Origin of the sequence: Enterococcus sp. DIV0755f, from assembly GCF_051713725.1 — a bacterium.
Taxonomy (GTDB): Bacteria; Bacillota; Bacilli; order Lactobacillales; family Enterococcaceae; genus Enterococcus_D; species Enterococcus_D casseliflavus.
The window spans coordinates 902,999-925,387 of record NZ_JBIOQL010000001.1 but is presented as its reverse complement, the minus strand read 5'-3'; the positions used below and the strand labels follow the sequence as shown (position 1 = coordinate 925,387).

General features: G+C 43.7%; 17 protein-coding genes, 1 tRNA gene and 1 other annotated feature. Of the genes, 3 read left to right on the top strand and 15 right to left on the bottom strand.

Annotation, left to right across the window (positions count from 1 at the left end; genetic code table 11):
- Window positions 1-90: 90 nt before the first annotated feature.
- The 6 genes from IGI73_RS04185 to IGI73_RS04160 all read right to left on the bottom strand — a co-directional run bounded on the left by IGI73_RS04185 (window position 91) and on the right by IGI73_RS04160 (window position 8,968).
- Entirely contained in the window at window positions 91-4,218 is a 4,128-nt protein-coding gene (locus tag IGI73_RS04185; protein WP_428206513.1) for a S8 family serine peptidase, read from the bottom strand.
- 399 nt (window positions 4,219-4,617) lie between these two features.
- The gene (locus IGI73_RS04180; RefSeq protein ID WP_015509222.1) at window positions 4,618-5,355 is read right to left on the bottom strand and encodes an SIS domain-containing protein; all 738 of its coding nucleotides are present in this window, start codon (window positions 5,353-5,355) and stop codon (window positions 4,618-4,620) included.
- Window positions 5,356-6,606 (bottom strand): PTS ascorbate transporter subunit IIC, encoded by a 1,251-nt coding sequence (locus IGI73_RS04175; RefSeq protein ID WP_428206514.1) that lies wholly within the window; start codon window positions 6,604-6,606, stop codon window positions 5,356-5,358.
- A 2-nt stretch (window positions 6,607-6,608) separates the two neighbouring features.
- The gene (locus IGI73_RS04170; protein WP_005225413.1) at window positions 6,609-6,890 is read right to left on the bottom strand and encodes a PTS sugar transporter subunit IIB; all 282 of its coding nucleotides are present in this window, start codon (window positions 6,888-6,890) and stop codon (window positions 6,609-6,611) included.
- 12 nt (window positions 6,891-6,902) lie between these two features.
- On the bottom strand, window positions 6,903-7,331 hold the full coding sequence (locus tag IGI73_RS04165; RefSeq protein WP_428206515.1) for a PTS sugar transporter subunit IIA: 429 nt from the start codon (window positions 7,329-7,331) through the stop codon (window positions 6,903-6,905).
- The gene (locus IGI73_RS04160; protein WP_438759111.1) at window positions 7,328-8,968 is read right to left on the bottom strand and encodes a BglG family transcription antiterminator; all 1,641 of its coding nucleotides are present in this window, start codon (window positions 8,966-8,968) and stop codon (window positions 7,328-7,330) included. The genes IGI73_RS04165 and IGI73_RS04160 overlap by 4 nt, the downstream gene beginning before the upstream one ends.
- A 201-nt stretch (window positions 8,969-9,169) precedes the next feature.
- Between IGI73_RS04160 and ypfJ the strand changes: the two genes are divergently transcribed.
- Complete coding sequence (gene ypfJ, locus IGI73_RS04155; protein WP_010747705.1) at window positions 9,170-10,060, top strand: KPN_02809 family neutral zinc metallopeptidase; 891 nt, start codon at window positions 9,170-9,172, stop codon at window positions 10,058-10,060.
- A gap of 284 nt (window positions 10,061-10,344) precedes the next feature.
- Here ypfJ and IGI73_RS04150 read toward each other — a convergent pair whose 3' ends face one another.
- From IGI73_RS04150 to IGI73_RS04125, 6 genes are all read right to left on the bottom strand, one after another.
- Complete coding sequence (locus IGI73_RS04150) at window positions 10,345-11,160, bottom strand: ABC transporter permease subunit (protein WP_428206518.1); 816 nt, start codon at window positions 11,158-11,160, stop codon at window positions 10,345-10,347.
- Window positions 11,157-12,041 carry an ABC transporter ATP-binding protein gene (locus IGI73_RS04145; protein ID WP_428206519.1) on the bottom strand — a complete coding sequence of 295 codons (885 nt, stop codon included), beginning with the start codon at window positions 12,039-12,041 and terminating at the stop codon, window positions 11,157-11,159. The genes IGI73_RS04150 and IGI73_RS04145 overlap by 4 nt, the downstream gene beginning before the upstream one ends.
- Window positions 12,042-12,483: 442 nt before the next feature.
- A complete protein-coding gene (locus tag IGI73_RS04140; protein ID WP_005225404.1) occupies window positions 12,484-13,314 on the bottom strand; it encodes an energy-coupling factor transporter transmembrane component T family protein in 831 nt (276 codons plus the stop codon).
- A complete protein-coding gene (locus IGI73_RS04135) occupies window positions 13,304-15,013 on the bottom strand; it encodes an ABC transporter ATP-binding protein (RefSeq protein WP_428206520.1) in 1,710 nt (569 codons plus the stop codon). Before IGI73_RS04135 ends, IGI73_RS04140 begins: the two co-directional genes overlap by 11 nt.
- A 26-nt stretch (window positions 15,014-15,039) precedes the next feature.
- Window positions 15,040-15,594: an ECF-type riboflavin transporter substrate-binding protein gene (locus IGI73_RS04130; protein WP_005225401.1), complete on the bottom strand. Its 555-nt coding sequence runs from the start codon at window positions 15,592-15,594 to the stop codon at window positions 15,040-15,042.
- Window positions 15,591-16,439 (bottom strand): SAM hydrolase/SAM-dependent halogenase family protein, encoded by an 849-nt coding sequence (locus IGI73_RS04125; protein ID WP_005225399.1) that lies wholly within the window; start codon window positions 16,437-16,439, stop codon window positions 15,591-15,593. The genes IGI73_RS04130 and IGI73_RS04125 overlap by 4 nt, the downstream gene beginning before the upstream one ends.
- Window positions 16,440-16,530: 91 nt before the next feature.
- Window positions 16,531-16,770, bottom strand: a binding site (T-box leader).
- Between the two features lie 630 nt (window positions 16,771-17,400).
- Here IGI73_RS04125 and IGI73_RS04120 point away from each other — a divergent pair.
- Window positions 17,401-17,482 (top strand) — tRNA-Leu (locus tag IGI73_RS04120).
- A 93-nt stretch (window positions 17,483-17,575) separates the two neighbouring features.
- On the opposite strand, the gene IGI73_RS04115 is transcribed toward IGI73_RS04120, so the two are convergent.
- Window positions 17,576-19,228 (bottom strand): peptide ABC transporter substrate-binding protein, encoded by a 1,653-nt coding sequence (locus IGI73_RS04115; protein WP_428206521.1) that lies wholly within the window; start codon window positions 19,226-19,228, stop codon window positions 17,576-17,578.
- A gap of 562 nt (window positions 19,229-19,790) precedes the next feature.
- On the opposite strand from IGI73_RS04115, the gene IGI73_RS04110 reads away from it, so the two are divergent.
- Window positions 19,791-20,243: a DIP1984 family protein gene (locus IGI73_RS04110; RefSeq protein ID WP_005225396.1), complete on the top strand. Its 453-nt coding sequence runs from the start codon at window positions 19,791-19,793 to the stop codon at window positions 20,241-20,243.
- Window positions 20,244-20,479: 236 nt separating this feature from the next.
- On the opposite strand, the gene IGI73_RS04105 is transcribed toward IGI73_RS04110, so the two are convergent.
- Both IGI73_RS04105 and IGI73_RS04100 read right to left on the bottom strand, forming a co-directional pair.
- Window positions 20,480-21,196, bottom strand: a complete 717-nt coding sequence (locus IGI73_RS04105; RefSeq protein WP_428206522.1) for an NADPH-dependent F420 reductase — start codon at window positions 21,194-21,196, stop codon at window positions 20,480-20,482.
- The gene (locus tag IGI73_RS04100) at window positions 21,189-22,250 is read right to left on the bottom strand and encodes an LLM class flavin-dependent oxidoreductase (protein WP_087627089.1); all 1,062 of its coding nucleotides are present in this window, start codon (window positions 22,248-22,250) and stop codon (window positions 21,189-21,191) included. The genes IGI73_RS04105 and IGI73_RS04100 overlap by 8 nt, the downstream gene beginning before the upstream one ends.
- Window positions 22,251-22,389: the final 139 nt, after the last annotated feature.

The window sequence follows — 22,389 nt, the reverse complement described above, 5'->3', positions numbered from 1 at the left end:
GTCCATCAAATGATTATTTCTTCATTAGTTAAAATCAACTAATTGACAACCATTTGATGAACAACAAATTCATATTCCTTAAAAAGAACCTTATGCTGCTAAACGTTCAGACTCCACATTGGTCGTCTGAAGATTTTGAGCACTAGTTTCTGAAAGTTCGATTTGCAGCTTTTGGATATCTTCGTCAAATAGTTCGTAACGAATTTTTTCAAAAATTTCTGCTAATTGTTGGAAGTTAGAGATATGGAAGAATTCACCATCTGTTTCTTTTGCAATATTTTCGAGAAAGCGTTGATTTAGATTATTCCCCACCCCTATAGAAAAGATTGTTACATCGTTTTCTTTAGCCTGTTGGATCAATTGTACCTCTGGTGGACCTGAAACATTATTGTGCCCATCTGTAAGAACAACCATTACTTTCTTGGCGTTTTTTCGTCCATACTGTTCAAATTCGTGGTTACCTTGCGCGATTGCTTGGTTTAAAGCAGTACTACCGCCAACTTGCCTAGGAAGCCTTTCAGCTGCAAGTAAAGGATTTAAAAATGAGAAATGTCGATTTACTCTCGAATTAAAGGTAAACAAGCTAATCCGATCGTCACTCGTAAAAGCATCTTTATTTAAAAATAATGCCTGTACTTCATTAGTCATCTGCCTAAAATTATTCGCGCTGATACTGCCAGAATCATCTAATAAAAAGACAGTGTCAATTCCTAAATAAGAGGAATCATGTAGAACAACTGTCCCAACATCTCTTTCTTTGATACCCTCTGGAACAGAAAAATTATTGATTCTTGCAGCAATATGCCATGGGTAATGAACTGTGATTCGATAATCATGACCGGATGGTTGATTGAAGAAACGAAATTCACCCAATGAATTCGTCCATGTTTGTTCTAATAGTTTATTATTCTGATACAAATGAACGCGAGCATTTTCTAATAAGTAACCGGTAGATTCTTGTCTGACTTTCCCTCGAATCAGAACCGTATCCCTGTCCGGATCTACACCACGAGCTTGCTTTAAGGCCTCAAAAGCATTCACCTGATAGTAAGTCATTTCAGGAGTATTTGGTCTGGTTTCTGTGACTTTTAAACCAGAGCGTATCGCAGACTGGGTAATAACCCCCTTAACTTGAGCACCAGAAAGACCTGGGTTTTCCGACCATACAAGAGCGGCAAGACCAGCAACATGAGGTGCTGCCATGGAAGTACCGTTCTTATTAACATATAAGTCCTTGCTAACCGATGAAGCACTTTTTATATCATGCCCTGGAGCAACAACATCTATAATCGTTCCATAATTTGTATCGCTCCACATTTCAACTTGATTGTTCACATTCATTGTTGCTCCGACTGTTATAATTCGTTCTCTTAATGCATGATTTTCTCCAATATTAGAAAAGGATTGCCCATATCTAGCATCAATCGCATTGTTTCCTGCAGCATGAACAATGACAAACTCATAGTTCTCATCAACTAATCGTTGAGTTTTCCTAGTGAAAATATTAAAACGTCCCCATTGTGGAAAGCGAAATCCTCTCCCACCAATACTCACATTTACAACTTGGACCCCATTTTCGACATTCCATTTTAAACCACTTAATTGAGCATTAGCACTGGTTGATAAAAATTTTTTACCCGTGTTTCTATTTGTAGCTATTCCATCAAACGAATTATAACTAAGAAGATTCTGTCGTGAAATATTAATTACTCCACTAACTCCTAGTTGATTATCTTGAATGGCTCCGATCGTTCCCATAACATGCGTCCCATGATCATTTGTAGATAGTTCCGTCTTTAATTTAGCGTTTGGATCATTTTCAATATTTCCAGCTGGTATTTGTAGGTCCTCGTGCTCCCCCCATACACCATCATCGATAATCCCTACTTTGACATTCTCCCTTTCATGTGTGCCAAATAACGCCCATGCTTCGGGTAAATTAATCGCACGTAGCCCCCATTCACCGTTATTCCACCAAGGATCGTCAGGAAAATATTCCTTATTGCTCATTGTTTCCACAGGGGTGACTTCGTTGGTTGATGCATCATCTAATGTATCAAGATTGCCATCTTCAAAGACTTCTGGGAAATTTTCTATCACATCTTCAATCATTTCAATCAGCTCTTCTGCTGTACTTTCTTTCACTTGAACAGTAAGCTGACCGAGCCAATCAGGTTCGATCAATAAAGTGGCATCAATGGAAGCAAGTGCTTCTTCAATCATCTCTGGCGTCACATTTTTTCTTTCCTCAACGGTAGCTCCTGTAAGCCATAACTGGAAGCGATTATTCACAAAGGTGCGTTCATCTTCCCAAAAGAACTCCGTACTAATTTCTTCTGGTTTTGGTGAATCTGGAACAGGATGTTCCACCACTTTCACAGGCTGATCAACTTTATAACTTCCTGTCACACCACTACTATCAAAAGCAACGACCTCAATATGATTTTCTCCTTGTATCGGTCGGAAAAAGACTCTCCCTGTGCCCAACTCACCCTTGGGCGTAATACCATTCCCGCCTTTCAGATACAAATAACTATCAAAATTACCGTTGATCTTCACATAGACTTCTATAATCTCATTGCCTATTGTTGGGGTTGCTGTATACTCAATGTCAATGAATGGGACAGTGACTTCTCCTTCTGGAAACGCTGTATGAACAATGATCATGGGTTCTTCGATCTCCTTTGGAATGTCAGGTTCTTTATAGGAAAATTGAAATACTGGATAGCCCTTATCAATGATCCAAGTATCTTCAAAGTCCCACCCATCGAATGTCCCTGACTGTGAAAATTCTTGCGTATCTCTTCCTTGAGGTCTAGCACCACTCGTTTGCTCGCCGCCTGCATTACTTAAATTTTGTGTGATACCAGCTATTTGCTGATCAAAATAATTCGTCCCTGCATATTGTTGCCGTGTGCCAAGATGTTGACCGGCAAAAGCACCTGCACGCTCTTGATTTCTTTCATCCGTATGGATCGTATTCGCTGCATAGCTGTTTTCAATGATCCCTGAATCATAGAATGTACCAACAAAGCCACCTAGTTCGGTTGTTCCAGTCACTGCTCCTCGTGCGTAAGAATTACTTACAGAGGCCGAGTTATACAACGCTCCGACAAAGCCACCTGTATAGCGCACAGCCTCGACAGAACCATAAGCCGCAGACTGGTCAACCGTTGAACGATCGTAAATAACTCCAGCAAAACCGCCATTGTAGGACCCTTTGCCGACTACTTTCGCATGCGTCAGTGTTTGCCGCACTTCACTGCCTTCATAAATTGCCCCAAATGCCCCTCCGGCATAGGAGCCTCTTCCCTGTACACTGCTTTCAGTATCGACAATGTTTTTCGTTACTAATGTGCCATTGCTGTGCGCCTGAGCAGAGTATCCATAAGTAACCCCAGCTATCCCTCCAGCATAGGAATACGCCTCTACCTTGGCACGATTGATTGCATTATCGAATAATGAAGAGTTACGAGCAGCACCGACAAGTCCTCCGGCGTAATTGCTAACGCCATTTGTCAGGACATTGATATGGTCAACCTGATTGTTTTCCAGTCGTGTATTATCTCCAGAATAACCAATCAGCCCGCCGGCATACCCAAGCAGCGCCGTGGCTCTAACTGTATGCCCGTTGCCAATCACCTGATTGTTTTCTAAAACGGCACCATTGTTTGTTACATGCGTCGTTCGCCCTGCAATGACACCAACAGCGGAAGATCCTAGGATATCCCCACCAAGTGCAACGGTCACATTTTTGATTGTCGCTCCATTGACTGAACCAAATAAACCTAAAAAACTACTACCTGTTCGATTTATCCGCAACCCACTGATCGTATGGCCATTACCATTGAACACACCCGTAAAGTTTGGGATCGGTAGCCATCCTTGATTCGCAGTATTTGTATTAGAACGATAGTCGGATAGATCAATGTCCTTAACTAGCTTAAAATTACCGTTTAGTTCCTTACGTATTAAGGTATCTAATTCTTCTGCTGAATGAATCTCTGTATATTCGATACCATCTTCACTATTTTGCTTTTGTTCTGTAGAAGTAACGGCTTCTACCACATTGTCAGCATAACGACCAAATGGAAATAGATTAAGTACAAGGACAACGATCAGTCCGACAAGCAGATACTTATGTAGTTTCCGACTCCTTCGCTTGTCTGTTTCTTCACAATAACTTTTATCACCTAACATTCTCTTTTCTTTTTTCATATTCTTCCTCTCCTTCTTATCGAAAAATCGATACCCACTACCTACTCCATAAGCTGCTCCTTTCTAATCAACGGTTTGTAGATTTTTTATTCATTATTTGTTGTCTTGCTGTAGCTCCCAAGCTAATTATACCGAGCGAGAAGTTAAACAACAATCGTTTTTGCAGTATTTTATTCATATTTTAGCTATTATTTTATATATTTTTATTTTTAAAGACCATTATTAAGTAAAAATACATAATTCCAGTTTAAGCCTTCTTTGCTTGAATCGCTTTTTCATCCCTATGCTCCGGCCCTTTTCTAACAAGTAAGCAAAAAAAGACATTCTCTCGCAAGGAGAAAATGTCTTGAATGGTTTCTTTGACCATCTTAGTTCGCTAAGGAACGACTAACTCTTGACTTACAGCTGATAATGGATCGCTTCTTGGTACTTTTCAAACAGGGACTGGTTCAATTCATCCCCGCCGTCCAGGTTCGCTGAGTAAAAAATCGGCGGATAGTCGACACCGGCTTCTTTTAGTTTTTGGCAAACTTCAACGATGATCGCATTTAAGATCGTTGCACCGACTACGGTGGATGTGGGGCCGACTTTTTGTTCGACGTCAGGAATCGTACACGCAGCATCGCCAATCTCCCCATGATTGTCGATGACGATATCCGCCGTTTCAAACAAACGCAAGCCTGAAGTATGGCGGCTGGTGACTGTTTTCGAATAGGTAAGATTCGTTAATGCGATGATCTTGACCCCCTTTTCTTTGGCATGAAGCGCCATATCGATGATAACTGGGTTTCGCCCAGACACCGAATGCAAGATCAGCACATCACCTGCTGTAAAGGGTTGGGTCGCCGCCAAGGCACTACCGTAGCCTTCTAAGCGCTCCATTTTACTAGTGAAGGTGATTGGGCTGCGATCAAGCATCAGTTCTCTTCCAAAGATCGCATTGATGGTCATCATGCCGCCTGCTCGATAATACATCTCTTCAGCTAAGATCCCAGCGTGACTTGCGCCAAAAATGTAGATGGCTTTTTTGGTCAAGTTGGCTTGCGTCAGTAATTCAATGGCTTGCTCAATCACTGGTGCTTCTTTTTCTTCTACAATAGACAATAGTTCTTTTGCTTTTTCAAAGTATTGAAACATTTAAAACCCTCCAAACAGCTTGCCGATCAATTCACCAAGGATGCCCCATAGAGATAAATCGTTCCCACCGAAAATCAAGATCCAGTTTTGAATCGTCGTTGAGAACATCGCTGCAGAGATCCCAACGAGTGCTACCATAACGACAGAAGCTGTGATCGTACCAATAATGGCACCTCGCAAGCCCCCTTGTCCTTCGCCGATCACCGCAGCACCGCCACATTCAAAAAAGCTGGTGATGACTAAAGGAACGATCAAAATGCCAAAGACGTTGGTCGTATTGGCAATGATCACTAAAATCGTTGAGGTGATCATCGCCACGATAAAGCCGATGATTACAGCATTTGGACGATAGTTGAACAAGATTGGTACATCAAAAGCTGGTTTTGCTCCAGGAACGACTTTTTCTGCGATCCCTTGAAAGGCGGGAATGATTTGATTGATCAATAGACGTACCCCATACAACATGATCAATAGTCCTGCACCGAAGTTCAAGCCAGCATCAACCGCAAACATCACCAAGTTGCCCCCTTCAGGAACTAATACGGGCGCAATCAAACCGATGACGACATTCATCAAAAACATCACTAACGCGCCAGTAATCGATATTTCACGGAAAAACGATAGATTTTCAGGCACTTTCAAATCTTCCGTCGATTTTTCTTTGTTTCCGACCCGTTTTGCAACAAAGCCTGAAACCAATGACAAGATCCCCGTTGGATGACCGATCAAGAATGAATCATCGCCTGTGGCATCCCATACATATTTACGCATGATCCATGGCATGAAGGACCAGTAACAAGCAGATAGAACCGCCCCTAAGATCAACAGTGGGATTCCGGTAAGTCCGCCTTCAACGCCCCCAGCGACGATGACGAACGGGAACCACCACAACATGTGACCGGTGAGGAAAATCGTCTTCACAGGTGTAAAGCGAGCAATCAATAAATGAATGACAAGTCCGAAAAACATCGCTAAACCAACTGTTCCGCCGTATTCTGCCGTAAAGGTGATGTCAGAGAGCCCATCTGACACAGCAACGCCTAATTGGGTTTGAACCGCTGCATTGATCGGTGCGATCGTTCCCACCAACATATTTACCCCAGCCGTCAATGCCACCATCCCGAAGGAAGCTGTTAAGGTTCCTTTGACGACTTCTGCAAAAGGTTTTCTTTGTACCAATAACCCAATCATGGCAATAATCCCCAGTAGGACTGGCGGATTTTTTAAAATATAATCCGTGACAAAATTCATGATTATCCCTCTCTTTCAGCTAAAAATTTTTCCATTTGCTGTTTGACTTCTTCTTTATCCATATACTTTTTGATTGGATAAACGGGTGCTTTCACGGATGCTTTTAACTCATTCAATAATTCATTACTCGTAAAATAAACATCTGCTGGTGTCGCTTTTGCCGTCGATAAATCAGTATTCTCGGCAGTTGCCGTCAACCCTAACTCTTTGATCACCTTGTCGATCGTCATCTTCAATACCATTGAGCTTCCTACACCAAATCCACATACTGCTAAAATTTTCATATCCTTTTCCTCCTATTGGAATAATTGACAAATTTGTTCCCGATCGCCATTTAATATCACGTTGTATTTTTCTTCATCCATAAAGATCGCCATGATCTCTTTCAAGCTTTCTAGATGGCTTTGACTATCTGCGGCGGCTAAGACAAGAAATATCCGCACCGGTTTGCCCTCAAGATCGATAGGCTGTTTCGTTACTAAAAGGCTCATACTTTGTTCCAAAACCCCTTCTCCAGGACGGGCATGCATCAGCGCAAAGTAATCCGCCAACACCATGTAAGGACCATTTTCTTCCACGCTTTGAATCATCGCTTCGATGTATTCTGACGTAATCAGCGCTTTATCCAGCAAGGGCTGGCTGGCTAATTTTACGGCTGAGCGCCAATCTGTCACTGTCTCATCCGTTTGTATATGCTTTTCAGGCAAAGAATCCTTCACTTTCATTCTGATTTAACCTCCAACATTTTTGATAGGAACCATTCTTTGTTTTCGATTCCTTGCATGATCAATTTCATCATTGGTTCCACCTTTTGCGTCTCATCCTCTCGGATCATCAATAAAATAATGATGTCGGCTTTTTGGTTGCCCCATTCTACTGGCTGATCCAAAAGCAAAATCGAGATGGCTGTTTTTTCGACATAATTCGGATTGCCATGAGGGATGGCAAAGCCATTATCTAAATAGGTTGATTGTAGCTGCTCTCTTTCAATGACGGATTGCTGAAACTGCGCTTTTCGTTTTTCATCACTAAAAGGGGTTTGTTCGATCAAAAAATTGATGGCTTCTGTTTTGCTGGCAAATCGCTCGAAAAAGACGGTTGGCTGGATCATCGATTGGGCTTGAAGAAGTAAACCATTTTGATCGACCGCCGCCTCATTATCGATGACTAAATCGATGTAGTGATTCATGATCCGCTTCATGTCGCGATTGGTCACCATAGGCGAGATCCGCACCACAGGTTTTTGAATCTCGACGAGATCGATGGTTGAAATAATAAAATCGATCGCCGAGATGTCCATCTGCTTTAATTTTTCTACTGAAACGGTTTCGATACTGTCGATCTCTGGCAGAATGCGACGAATTTTCGCAGAGACAAACGAGCTAGTGCCGACGCCATTGGGACAGACAAAAATGATTTTGTTCATGCGGCGCATTCGCTCGATCGCTGCTTGAAAATGGATCGTGACAAATCCGATCTCATCATCAGAGATCCCCACTTGATACGCTTTCAAGAAATCATGGAGCGAGAACCAGACCACGCCATACAAGGCAGGATAGTTTTGTTTGATTTCCTCTAACAAAGGGTTGATGACTGTGGTTTGCGCTTCGATCCGCAACAGCAGTTGATACAGATGGATCGTCACATCTTCTTCCAATCGATTGTCTTGGGTCAAGTCGGTGCCTAAGCCTTCGCTGATTTTTTGAATCAAGTTGCGCACTTTTCCCCGAAAGACGAAAGGAACTTTTTCACTTTTCATAAAAAATTTCAAGCCGCTACCGACAATCAGGTAGGTTAGATATTGCACTTCTTTTGGTGAAAATTGATAAATGTGCTGTTCTTCGATTTCTTTCAGTAGCTCATAGACTAACGGATATTTGTCGAACTCCAAAAACAGTTTCCCCACTTGGCGATTTTCTTCAATCACTAAGTTTTCCGCATGACTCGCCCGTTCGATCAGCAGCACGATGGAAAGGACGATACTTTGGATATAGCTGTCGGGCATTTCCACTTGTTTTTCCACTAACGCTCGACGAAACGCCTGATTTACTTCCTGGTATTTCTCAGGTTCCACCAACAAGGAAAACGCCGCTGGTTGATCCAGCATCATTAAGCAAAAGCGTTTCAGCACCCGATGGATCTGGGATTCACTTCCTTCAAAAAATGTACCTGAATTATCAAATCTCAGACGTAAGCTTTCTTTTTGAAACAGTTCTTTTAAATAAGAAATATCTTTTGCAATACTGCTACGGGAAACGAAATAATCCTCTGATAACTGCTGATAGCTGAGGTGCTCGCCAGCAATCAACCGTTTAAAAATCAAAATCCTTCGTTCCGATGTCCCCGAATAATTCATTTTCATACGCTCACCCTCTACCTCTATTTTATTGCTACTGTACCAAATTAGAAGGCTAATTGTTAGATTAAAGAATGATTAAAAGGAGTGTACACTTTGATTTTCAAGGCTCCTGCAGGCATTTTATAACAATTTCAAGGCGCTTTTTTTCACAATCTGCCGCCTTTCTCTTATAATTAAGCTAGGATTTATATAGGAGGAGATAACATGAAATGGCGTGGGGGTAGACAAAGCAGAAATGTCGATGATCGAACGGGGCGATCATCTGGCTCAGGCGGGATGCTGGCTGCTGGTGGCGGGATCGGTACGGTGATCATCGCTGTTTTATTTTTCCTGTTTAGCGGTGGTGATTTAAATTCGCTGCCGGATGTCTTGGGTGGCAGCGGTCAAGCAGCCAATTACCAGACAGAAAATGTGGGCACCAGTGAGTACACGGAGGAAAAAGAATTTTCCGCAGTCGTGTTCGGCTATTTAGAAGATTATTGGCAAGACGTTTTTCAAGAGCGGCAAGAAACCTATCAAGACCCGACACTCGTATTATTTACGGGAAGTGTCCAGTCGGCATGCGGCTATGCCACGTCACAGGTTGGTCCGTTTTATTGCCCAGCAGATGAGAATGTGTACCTTGATCTTAGCTTTGCCAATGAGCTTTCCGATAAATATGGCGCAAGCGGCGACTTCGCAATGGCCTATGTCATCGCCCATGAAGTCGGTCATCATGTGCAAAATGAGCTGGGAATCACCCAACAATTGGACAAAATCCGCCAACAAGTTTCAGAAAAGGAATACAATCAGTACAGCGTTCGTTTGGAACTGCAAGCTGACTACTTAGCTGGTACTTTTGCGAAATACTTGCAAGGCGAAACCTATCAAGGACAACCGATCTTAGAAGCTGGCGACATTCAAGAAGCAATCACAGCTGCCAATGCCATCGGGGATGATACGCTGCAAAAAGAATACCAAGGCTATGTTGTTCCAGATAGTTTTACGCACGGCACATCGCAGCAACGCGTGGACTGGTTTAACCGTGGCTATCGTTATGGTGACTTAGCACATGGCGACACCTTTAACGTCGATAGCCTTGACTTGAGCAAGTAGCTTCAACTAAAAAATCACTCCGAAACAGCATGAACCGCCTGCTGCTTCGGAGTGATTTTAGGTTCTTATTGCCCCTTCAAGCCTGTTGGTGAAGGGACGCTTTACGCTTTCTTAACTTTCGCAATGATTTTTTCGCAAAAACGTGCCTGCTTCGTCATACTTTTTTCACATTTCGAGACTATTATATAAGCATACCAACAAACAACCCTAACACTTTTTCATTTTTACTCCTTTGCCTGTCAGTCCCCGCTGACAGGCTCTTTTTTGTCTTTTGATTGATATACTCAGACTTGCAAGTCTTTGCGCTCATAACGGGAAAAGGTGCCAAAGAAACAGATGATACCGATCAGCAGTACCCATAGGACTGATGTGGCGCCGTTATCCATGAGTTGGACGGGTAATGCTATGCGGACGGGTGAAAGTCCTGCCAGCCATTCCAATTTATCGTAGAGTTCCCCCACGATGCCGAGCAAATACAGACCGAACACGCAGCCTAAGCCGACGCTGGCGGTTTGTTTGCTGGAACGCAAGATCGTGGATAAAAAGAAACCTAGACAGAGGAAAAAGACTAAGACACCATACTCGGCAACGAAGATTTTGCTGATTTCTTCTATAAAAGCGGACAGGTCGTCTTCTGGCAGTTTGAACAAAGCAAATGATGCCAGACTACTGCCATAAGCAATCAGCCAAAAGCCAGTCAGCAACAACAATCGAGCGAGGAACTTCCACCCAACGATTTCTCTACGGCTAATAGGCTGAGCATACAAGTACTCGATCGTTCCTTCTGATTCTTCAGTGATCAGGCTGTTCAAGCCTAAAAGCATCCCATAAATACACGCGGCGATAAATAAGTATTGAAAGTAGTACCCGAAAAAGCCTGTCGGTGAAACCAAGCTTGAAGGATCTGTCAGTTGGATGTTAAAGATGCCTAGTAATTCTGGGCTGAAAGAGCCCAACATCTGGTCTAATGACGTTTTCATTTCTGGCGTGATCATTTGAGGATAGATAGCCGTAAATCCAAAAATGATTGCTGCAAAAAGGATCGTCCAGACCAGCCAGCCTTTGAAGGTATTTTTAAGGTCGATTTTCATTAAAGTCATTTTTGAGAACCTCCTTCATAGAGCAGCATGAATTGCTGTTCAAGGGTTGGGTGTTCGATCGTGAACTCTTTAATGGCAGGATTGGTTAAAAAATGTGCCAGCTGATTCATGTCCCCTTGATAGAAAAAACGCAAGCTGTGTGATTCCTGAGCAAGAACCTGTACATTTTCCAAGCCGGCTAATGAGAGGCTGTTCTCATTCGTGAGCGTTACAACTTTGCCGAAATTTTCTTCCTCACTCAATTCTTTTACGGTGATGATCTGTCCTTCACGAATAAAGGCGGTCCGATGGGCATAGGTCTGAATTTCATGCAGATCATGACTGGATAGAAAAATCGTCATCCCCTGTTTGTTTCTTCTGAGAAGCTCTTCAAACAGCCGTTTTTGGATCAAAGGATCTAAGCCATTGGTCGGCTCATCTAAAATCAACATTCTCGGTTGTGCAATCAAGGCGCTCGCAAGCCCGACTTTTTTCTTGTTCCCTAAAGAAAGTTCTGCGATCGATTTGTTTGGATCAATTTGAAAAAGCTCCATCAACTCCTGAATCTCTTTTTTTGGCTGCTTGACTTGATGAAAATCCGCCGTAAATGCCAGTAGTTCTGCTGTCGTCATTTTTGAATAAAACCGTACATCACTGGAAACATACCCAGTAAACGTTTTGATCTCTTTGGCTGCTTGTTGGCAATCTCGTCCAAAAATCGCCGCCTGTCCTGCATCTGGTTTGATAAAATTCAACAATACTTTGATGGTCGTTGATTTTCCCGCACCATTTGGTCCGATAAAGCCAAAAATCTCTCCTTCTGCCACTTGCAATGATACGTTCTCGATGGCGTACTTCTTGTTGTATTGTTTACTTAGTCCGTTGATCGTAATGGCATCCATCCTGTCCCCTCCTTGTACTGCTTTGATGCCATCAGTGTAGCCTTATTTCATGTTTCCGTCAATCAAACATCTAAAAGGCTTCCGCTGGAATGTTTTACGAAAATCATCAACAGATTGACACACTTCTATTGCTTTCTCTTCCTATTTTTTTCACATTTTCCCGCTATTATCAATACATACCAACAAACAACCCTAACACTTTTTCATTTTTACTCCTATCCCGCCAGTCCCCGCTGGCGGGCTCCTTTTTTTATCGGCAAAAAAACGCAGCATAGTCAGTCAATTAACTTTAGCGCGTGCTACATTTGCTAAAGTCAGTTGCTGCTAGGTCTGCGTTTTTTTGCTCGATCATTTCTGGGACGGATAAATCAGAGTTGACTCATCCGTCCCACTTTCATTATTGACAATGCGTCCGTTTTTTAAGTTTTCATGGGGTGATTTGTTAACGAAATGGATTGTAGAAACGTCCGCCATTAAGGACCATCAAGGACAATCCAAGCGCCACGATCAAGCAAACGACAGCAATCGCCAAGAGATCTTTGCCTTGGATCGGCTTAGCTTTCAGCCAGGTACGCTGCTTATGCTTGCCAAACCTTCTTAGCTCCATGGCAGCAGAAATATGGTCGATCCGTTCCAAGCTGGAAAAAATCAAAGGAATCGCGATCGCGACATTGCCTGCCACTCGCTTGCGCAAAGGTGCTTTTTTAGAAAGCTCCACGCCCCGTGCTTGCTGCGCTTTGGCAATGGTCCGAAAATCATCTTGAATATCGGGAATGTAACGCAAAGCCAGTGCGACTGCATAGGCGATCTTGTAGGAAATCCCGATGCGGTTGATGCTGGACGCCAACTCGCTTGGATTGGTGGTAAACAGGAAAATCAACCCTGGGGGAATCGTGACAAAATATTTGATCAACAGATTCAGCTCATAAAACACTTGCTCTTGGGTCAATGTATACCGACCGATCCCTTCGAAAATCACGTGGCGCGTACCGTAGATCTCCACCCCATATTCTGGTGCGAAAAGATAGACCGCCACCAAATTCAAAAGCGAAAAGAAGATGATAAATTTCAATACAAAAGCGATATCTCGGTAGCGAATTCCAGCACTGGCAAATAGAAAGACCGAAAACAATGCCAGTCCAATGAGAAAACGCGTATCATAAGAGATCATCCCGATGACGGATAGCAGCAAAAAACAAATCAGTTTTGCGGCACCGCTTAATTGGTGAATCCACGTTTTGCGGTCAAGATAGCCGATTAGATTACTCTCCATCGTATCCCTCCTTCTCGCTGGCAATGAAGGCGGCAGTAAAAGCGGCGGGATCTGTCAGCTGGTTAAGGGTCGCCAGTGTATACAAGCTGGTTTCTTTGAGGTTTGCGGCACTCACCACTTGTTTGTCTGCTAAGACAACTTCTGGCGGTGCGTCCAGCAAAATCGTTCCTTGTGTCAAAACGATCGTCCGCTGTGTATACTCCAACATCAAATGCATATCGTGGGTGATCATAACGATCGTTAATCCCCGCTGGTTCAACTCCTGTAAAAATTGCATCATTTCGGTGTAATGGCGATAGTCTTGTCCCGCTGTCGGCTCATCCAATAAAATGAGTTCAGGATCTAAGACGAGGATCGCTGCAATGGCGGCTCGGCGTTTTTGCCCATGACTTAGTGCCGACAATGGCCATGAGCGAAACGGATAAAGACCACAAATTTTCAAGGTCTGATGAACTTTTTCTGTAATTTCAGCCTCTGGAACGTTTCGGTTGCGCAAGCCTAAGGCAACTTCGTCAAACAGGAAGTTTTTTGACAGCATTTGATTGCTGTTTTGCAACACATACCCGATTTTTTGCGCTCGTTCTTTGATGGAATCATTGCCCATGTCCGTTCCTTGCCAAAGCAACTTGCCAGAAGTCGGAGTCAAAAAGCCGGTAATCAAATGGGACAAGGTCGATTTTCCTGCGCCATTATGCCCGACCAAACTAATCATTTCTCCTTGATGGATGGTAAAATCCAGTGCTTGCAAAATGGGTTTGCCCACTTGGTAGGAAAACGATAGATTTTTTGCTTCCAACAACGGTGGCTGGTGGCTAGGAAGCGCCGGTTTCGGAAATTTTTCTTGAAACTGAGTCAGTTTTTCGACAATCTCAGGTGATGCAAATGCTTCTACCGCGACCAAATCAGCAGCGTCGGTCACGGGAACCCCCGCTTTTTTTAAAGCAGCTAAATACAGCGGTTCACGAATGCCGACTTGCTGCAGCATATCCGTTTTTAATAGTTCATTCGGTGTACTGTCGGCAAGGATGCGGCCTTCTTCCATCACGATGATGCGATCGACAGCTGCGGCTAACACTTCTTCTAAGCGATGTTCAATGATGATGGTGGTAAAACGCTTCTCTTGATACAGCTGGTCGATCATTTTGATGGCTTCCACACCTGTTTGCGGATCCAAGTTGGCTAGCGGCTCATCAAACAGTAGAATCGGTGTTTCATCGATCAAAACACCTGCCATTGAAACACGTTGCTTTTGGCCACCCGATAATTCCTGCGGTTTTTTCGCCAAATGATCCATTAAGTCAGTCTTTTCTGCCCAAAAACGCAGCGCCTCTTGCATCACTGCTTGACTGCGCTGATCGTTTTCCAATGAAAATACGATATCTTCTGCTACGGTCAAGCCTACAAATTGGCTATCGGTGTCTTGCAGCACCGTGCCGACGGTCAAAGACAGCTCGTAGATGGAAGCTTGCCCAAAGGCATTGGTACCGATCGTCAATTCTCCAGTACTACTGCCTTTGTCGTTTTGCGGGATCAAACCGTTCAAACATTTTCCTAATGTACTTTTGCCAGAACCGCTGGCACCGACGATCAGGACTTTTTCTCCTTCATAGATCGTTAGATCGATGTTTTTCAAGGTCGGTTCCGCTTGTGCATCATATTGGAAAGAAAAATTCGTAAATTGAATAATTTTTTGTTTCATTTTTTAGCCTTCACACATTTCTTTGGTTAGGATTCCTTGCTCAAGCTGCCTTTTTTGGTTTTGGTTTGGGCATAGGCTTTTAGCAGGATCACTCCGATTATCCCAGTTACGACTGCATTGGTCAATCCCGCAATGACTCCTTGCGTAAAGACTTTGTTCGCTGGTTCGCCATAGATCAAAATATCCCCGATCGGGGCAATGATCACCCAGACGACCAAATTTGCGATCGTTTCACCGATCAAGAAGGTCCGAATTTCTTTAGCGCCAAAGGTTCCTTGCTGGATTGGAATCCAACGAGTCAAAAGTCCAAAGAACACCCCTAAGATCCCAGAGGCGGCGATCCAAGACCACCATGGACCATAAGTCGTTAAATCTCCTAGGGCATGCCCGATAAAACCTGCTAAACCAGCCACGATCGGACCGTAGACAACGCCTAATAGCGCCAAGAAAGGATAGGCTGTGGCGATATCTGTATTTGGGAAACCCGTCGGAATCGTGACGAAACGTTTTAAGACGAAAAAGACCGCAGCACCGATACCGATTGCAACAATGTGTTTTACTGTAAATTTTGATTGATTCATTTTTCATTTCTCCTTTTTTTGAGGGTAATTTTCCAATTCGTGCCAGTGCCGATTTTATAGGTTTCAGCAAATGAAGCCAAGTTGAGCCCTAAACCGATATTCAGCAAGGAATTGACATATAAGACGGGTTCTTGTTCTGCCACTTGCGCAAAGGAGCGTCCGAAACGCACTTCTTCTTGATAACGCAGGGTATCTTGGTAGTAGATACTGACGAGCAGCGACTCATTGTATTGGACCTGCCATTGCTTAAAGAACGTGTGGGGAATATTCGTCCACAACGAACCAAAGCGGATATCGAGAATATCGATCGTCCCTGTGATCGTTTCAGCTGTTTGGCTTGGCTTTTCAATGGCAAAAACTTGGATCGCTTCTTTAGGTTCAGGTGTTCCTAGCTCTTCAAAGCTGATGGCACCGCTGGCGAGCCGAGCGGCATTATACATATAAACATCCCGACCATGAAACGTATGGCTTTCGGCTGATCCTGCCAAGCGCTCAGTTGCCTCATTGATCACCCGAAGTTCAGCGATTCCGATATAAGTCGCTAAATAGGTCAGGGTACCGTTATCTGGTGTCAAAACCAACTGCCCGGTCGCCAGCTTGGCAACCACACTTCGTCGATCAGACCCTACGCCAGGATCGACCACTGAAACAAAGACTGTTCCTGCTGGCCAATAGGTGACGCTTTGCAGCAGGCGATAGCTGGCGTCATGAATGTTGTATGGCTCGATCTCATGAGTCAAATCCGCAATGACCAGCTCTGGTGCCACTTGATAGGCTACCCCGTACATCGCATTGACCGCTCCATCTTGCAAACCAAAATCGGTTTGAACCACTAATTTGTGCATTTTCTCTCCTCCCAACAACCTTTCTCCTTATCAACAAAACCTTCGCATGAAACAGCTGACCCTACAGACACAAAAAAAGCCCTTAGCCAAAGCTAAGGGCATCACCTGCGGTACCACCTTAATCTGTAAAACCTTCACAGGCCTCACCTCATTCAGTACCCGAAAACACTCGGAGACTGTCGCTTGTTAACGGGGCAACCGTATTTTCCTAATTAGTCAGAAAATCCGCTCCAAAGTCATTTTCAAATCATTTGTTGTCGTTCCTTCTCACCTGCTGGAACTCTCTGCTAGACAACGCCCGTGATTCTACTTTCTTTTTCATCGCGTTTGCATTTTGTTTCATTAAAATTATCAAAGCTTGTGCCTTTTGTCAATTCTCTTTTAAGAAAAAATTCAAACAGAAGCCATAATTTGTCAAAAGATTCACGCAATTTCTAAATTTCACGCGAAAATTCTTCATATTTTCTCGGTATGATACTTGTATACCAACAAACAACCCTAACACTTTTTCATTTTTACTCCTTCCCGCCAGTCCCCACTGGCGGGCTCCTTTTTGTCTTCTGACTGTTTTATCTGGTTTCACTTTTTCTTGGCGATTTCTTCTCAGAATTCTGTTTGATTCGTCAATTTTTTTTCACATTTTCCCGCTATTATAAATGCATACCAACAAACAACCCTAACACTTTTTCATTTTTACTCCTTCCCGCCAGTCCCCGCTGGCGGGCTCCTTTTTGTCTTCTGACTGTTTTAGATGGTTTCACTTTTTCTTGGCGATTTCTTCTCAGAATTCTGTTTGATTCGTCAATTTTTTTTCACATTTTCCCGCTATTATAAATGTATACCAACAAACAACCCTAACACTTTTTCATTTTTACTCCTATCCCGCCAGTCCCCGCTGGCGGGCTCCTTTTTGTGAGATTGGACTTGATTTTCTTCCTAGAAAGGATTATCTTTATCTTATGCGGAAGTGGCGGAATGGCAGACGCGCACGCTTCAGGCGCGTGTGAGTTTATCTCGTGTGGGTTCAACTCCCATCTTCCGCATTTAGCAGTTCAGCTTTCTGAACTGCTTTTTTTGTTGCAAAACGCGCATGTTCATCGAATAAACATGCGCGTTTCATTCAACTATTTTTCCCCTTATTCACTAACATAGGCGGTGCGGAAAAAGAAATGCGCGCCATAAGCTGGGAATTGGATGTCTTTAACATTTGATTTGATCAGATAATTTGAAGCACTTTGGTAAAGAGGGACTTGCGCAGCATCTTGTTCCAACAAAATTTCTTCTGCCGCTTTGTAATCTTCAAAATATTGATCGGGGTCATTGGCATGAACGGTGCGCGCATCTTCCGTCAACGCCGTATATTCTTCATTGACATAGCCGCCGTAGTTAAAGGAAGCGCCGTTTTTGTATAAGATAAAGAACATATCCATGTCACTGCTTCCAGCGATCCAGCCAGAAACGGAAAGCTCATAATCACTATTTGCTCTTGATTGATTCAAGCTGGCACGTGGCTGTTTGTTGATGGAGATCGACAAGCCTGGCAAGTTTTCTTGCAGTTGGCTTTGCAAATACTCCCCGATTTTTTGACCATTGTCATCATCTGTCACTAATAAACGCAGCGTCGTACTTTCACCAATTTCCGCTTGGGCTTTTTCCCACTCTTCCTTGGCAGCCTCTAAATCATACAGATTATAATCACCGCTATATGCTCGAAAATCTTCGCCAGTATTTGGATTCGCTGCTAATCCAGTAGGGATCAATCCATTTAAAACTTTCGCTCCATCGTTCAACACATTATCCACGAGACTTTCTTTGTCGATCGCCAACGCGATTGCTTTACGCACATGAACATTTGCTAAGGCATCGTTGGCGGTTTTATTGAAGTCTAAGAAAAAGTTCGCCACATCGTTTTGCGTAACTAGTTCTTCATTGTCCCCGTATTGTTGGACGTAGATCCCGCTGATTTTTTGCAAATCAAGGTCGCCGCTTTCAAACAATTGGATCCCCGTATTTTCTTCTTTGATGGTGGAGCCTTTGATCTCCTCCAATTGAACGACATCAGCATCGTAGTATTGGTCGTTTTTCACTAGCGTCCACTCGTCTCCAGTCTGTTGCCAATCGGTTAAAGTAAAGGGACCAGAATACAACAAATCTTCACTTGTCCGGGCATAGGTCTCGCCTTTTTCTTCAACAAAGGCTTGATTTTGCGGTGCCAACCAGCCGATGGAAATCAAGGATAAAAACGAAGGCTGCGGCTGCTCCAACTGCACGATAAAGGTCGAGTCATCTGGGGTTTCCAAACCAATCGTTTCTACGTCTGCATTGCCTTCACGAATGTCTTTACTATTGACTACATTATCCAACAAATAGGCGTTTGGTCCCATCGTTGCTGGATCAACTAACTTTTTCCACGCATAAGCAAAGTCAGCCGAAGTGATCGCTTCGCCATTGCTCCACTTCGCATCGTCTCGCAAAGTAAAGGTATAGGTTTTGCCATCTTCACTGATTTCGACTCCTTCTGCCAAGCCTGGAACTGGTTCACTGTTTTCATCGAAACGATAAAGCCCTTCGAATAAATGTTGTACGATGGTAAACGTTGCTTTATCCGTCGTTTGGGTCGTATCGAGAGTCGTCAGCTCAGCTGGTAGACTCACCGCGATCGCTTGATTCGGCGCTCCGTTAGTTTCAGCCTCTGATCCCTCAGTATTTCCTGTTGTCGTGCAGCCAGAAAGGGTCAACCCAATCACTCCTGCTGCAACCAATAAACGCTTCTTCCAGATCATTTTCATTCTTCCTCCTATGTGATTGCGCAACCAACGCAAGTGTTTTTCATGACAGCAAAAAACGCATTCAACGATAAAAAGAAAAAACCTCATCCCTTTGCTTATCAACTTTGACAAACAAAGGGACGAGATTTTCGTGTTACCACCCTTTTTCGCACCACTCTCACAAATGGCACCTCAACAGTACGCTAAGATACTTGGCACGGTAACGGCTGCTTTCCGTCTGATTTGCGTGAACAAATCAGATCACTCAGAGCTCATCTTCACTTTTTTTCTGCTGCCCTTTCTCACCATCCGGGTTCTCTTCTAACAGATTCCAAAGCTACTCTTCTCTTCATCGTCTTTCTTTTTATCTAAAAAACAGGTAAATGACGTTTTTTTGTCTATTTCATGATTGTTTTAAAGTATACTATTGGTGTTTTTGGAAGTCAACAAGAATTGCGAATATTCAGTTTTTTATGATTTTTCTATCAGAGCTTGTTTTGCGTCTTGCTTGCCTTTCGTCACGTTCTTCTCTAGGATAAGAACTAGATAAGCCTTCTGATTTGTAAAAAAGGAGTGTGCCAAAATGAAATTAGCAGAAGCGTTACTTTTAAGACGAGATTTGAACAATCGTCTGTTTCAATTGCGCAACGAAATCTCTAGCAGTGTGTTAGTCCAAGAAGGCGATACCTTGGATCGCAGTATCACAGAATTGTTCAAGGAATACGATGAGATCAATCAACAGTATTCAGAATTAGTCGTAGCCATCAATCGGAAAAATGCGACTGCCTCTTTAGCAGATAGTGCGTTATTGTTGATGGAAGCACTAGAACAGCGAGAACAGCTGCGCCGCAAGCATGCACTGCTTACGCAAGCACTGGATGAAACCAAAGCAGCTCCCCGAATGGGTCGCAACGAAATTCGACTGGTGCGTACGATCGATACAAAAACGCTAACGGAGCAATTGAATGCGACCGCCAAACAGCTGCGAGAATTAGATGGAAAGATCCAACAAACCAACTGGCTAGTCGATCTTTAACAAACATGGGTGGGTGTCAAAGGCGAGCACAAAGCAGGTACAGGCTGATATGTACACTATGGATCGTCTGGCAGAGACGTAAACGTAACAACCACTGCTTACGAATCACAATCGTAACAATCACATTGCATTTTTTAGCGACCACGTGCTGATTTGACTGGATGGGAAAAACCCTCTTCTTTTTTTGAGAAGAGGGTTGTTTTTATCGTATCCAGCCGTACGTGGAGCCGGCTCTTTTAATGAGGAACCTGCTGCTTGTTACTCACAGCAGAAGGACGCGCCAGAAACGCTTGCCCTTTCTCACTGCTCCAAAACGCCTTCATCAATGCCGTCAATCCCTCTTTGGTTTGATTGGCACCAAAGTAAGGACTGCCGGGTTCTAACATGATGCCATTAGCTAAAGCACCGATAGGAAAGAGATCAAAGCCGAAGGCAGCAACGATTTCTGCTGTCTGATCGAGGGCGGTTTGGTCATCACCAGCAATGGCGATGGCTTTTTTGGTAGTCCCTTGAGCAGCCGTTCTCGTCAGCAAGGATTCCTCTTGGATGTCGTGGTACCCCATATGATTGAATCCTTTGACTACTTTACTTTGGGAAAAATAGCGTTGCACACGTTCCGAAGAAGTCTGCTCGATGGATGAGTATTCTGTTTCTTTGCCATCGACTTCCCACCAATAATTCATGGCATCGATTATTAGCTTGCCAGCCAAAGCTTCTGCTGGCAGCTGTTGGTACTTACTCAATGGGATTGCCAAAATGATCGTTTGGGCTTCTGTCATCACTTCAGCGGCATTTTTTGCGATCGCTCCCGGAGCCAACACAGAAACGGACAAGGCAATTTTTTCTGCTGGCTTCGTACTGGCGATCAAGACCCGATAGCCCGCCTGGACACCAAGATTTGCGAGCGCTAAGCCTAACTTGCCTGCGCCTAAAATACCGATGGTTTTAGGCATTGCTATCACCTGCTGCCAACAATTCTTTCACCCGTGGAATCACTTTGGTTCCATACAATTCAATCGTTTTGAAACGGTCTTTTTGCAGCTGTCCGCCAGTACCGTAAACCAGATCAAAGCGTTCTACACCGACTTGCGGCATCATACGGGCGATTTTTTGCGCCACGGTTTCTGGACTGCCTACATAGTAAGATCCATGTTCGACTTCAAAGTCAAAGCGCTCTTTGCTCATGGCTGGCCAGCCGCGATCAAGACCGATTTTGTCCATGCTCTTTTTGATGTAGTTCCAGCCGATTTCATAGGCTTCTTCGTCGGTGTCGGCGATCACACCATGGGAGTGCATGCCGATTGGCAGAATCGGTTGCCCCAATTGCTGCGCTGCCTTCTTATACAGATCAACATAGGGCGCAAAACGAGCAGGTTCGCCACCGATGATCGCTAACATAACGGGAAACCCATAACGGACGGCACGAATGATCGATTCAGGGGTTCCACCGACACCCACATAGGTATCTAATTGGTGTCCCTCGATTTTTGGAAAAACGTCGGCATTTTTTAAGGATTGCGTGAACTTGCCTTCCCAAGTTAATGGTTTGCCTTTTCTCAATTCACTGAACATCGCTGTTTTTTCTTCAAATAGTTCTTCATAATCTTGCAAGTCATAGCCGAATAGAGGGAATGATTCAGTAAAAGATCCTCGTCCCAGCATGATTTGTGCACGACCGTTCGACAACGCGTCAACGGTCGCAAACCGTTCGTAGACCCGCACGGGATCATCCGAACTCAAGACAGTTACACCGGTACCTAATTTGATGGTTTTGGTAACCATCGCTAAAGCCGCTAGTACCGTATCAGGACTTGAGATCGAATATTCTTCCCGATGGTGCTCCCCTAAGGCAATGACATCGATGCCGACTTCATCGGCTAATTTTCCTTCTGCCACGATATTGCGCAACGATTCGCTGTAACTGATCCGTTCTTTCGTTGTATCATCAAAGGCTAGATCGCCAAACGTATCTAACCCAAATTCAAGATTTCTGTGATTGATGGTCATTTTCTTTTCCTCATTTCTCATTACTGATTCTCTATTCTCACTATAACAAGGAACAAAAAAAGTTGCGAACAATATGCTTACTTTTTGTAAGTTATCGATTTTAAAGCAAAAAAACACTTTCCCGAACAAAAATTCAGGA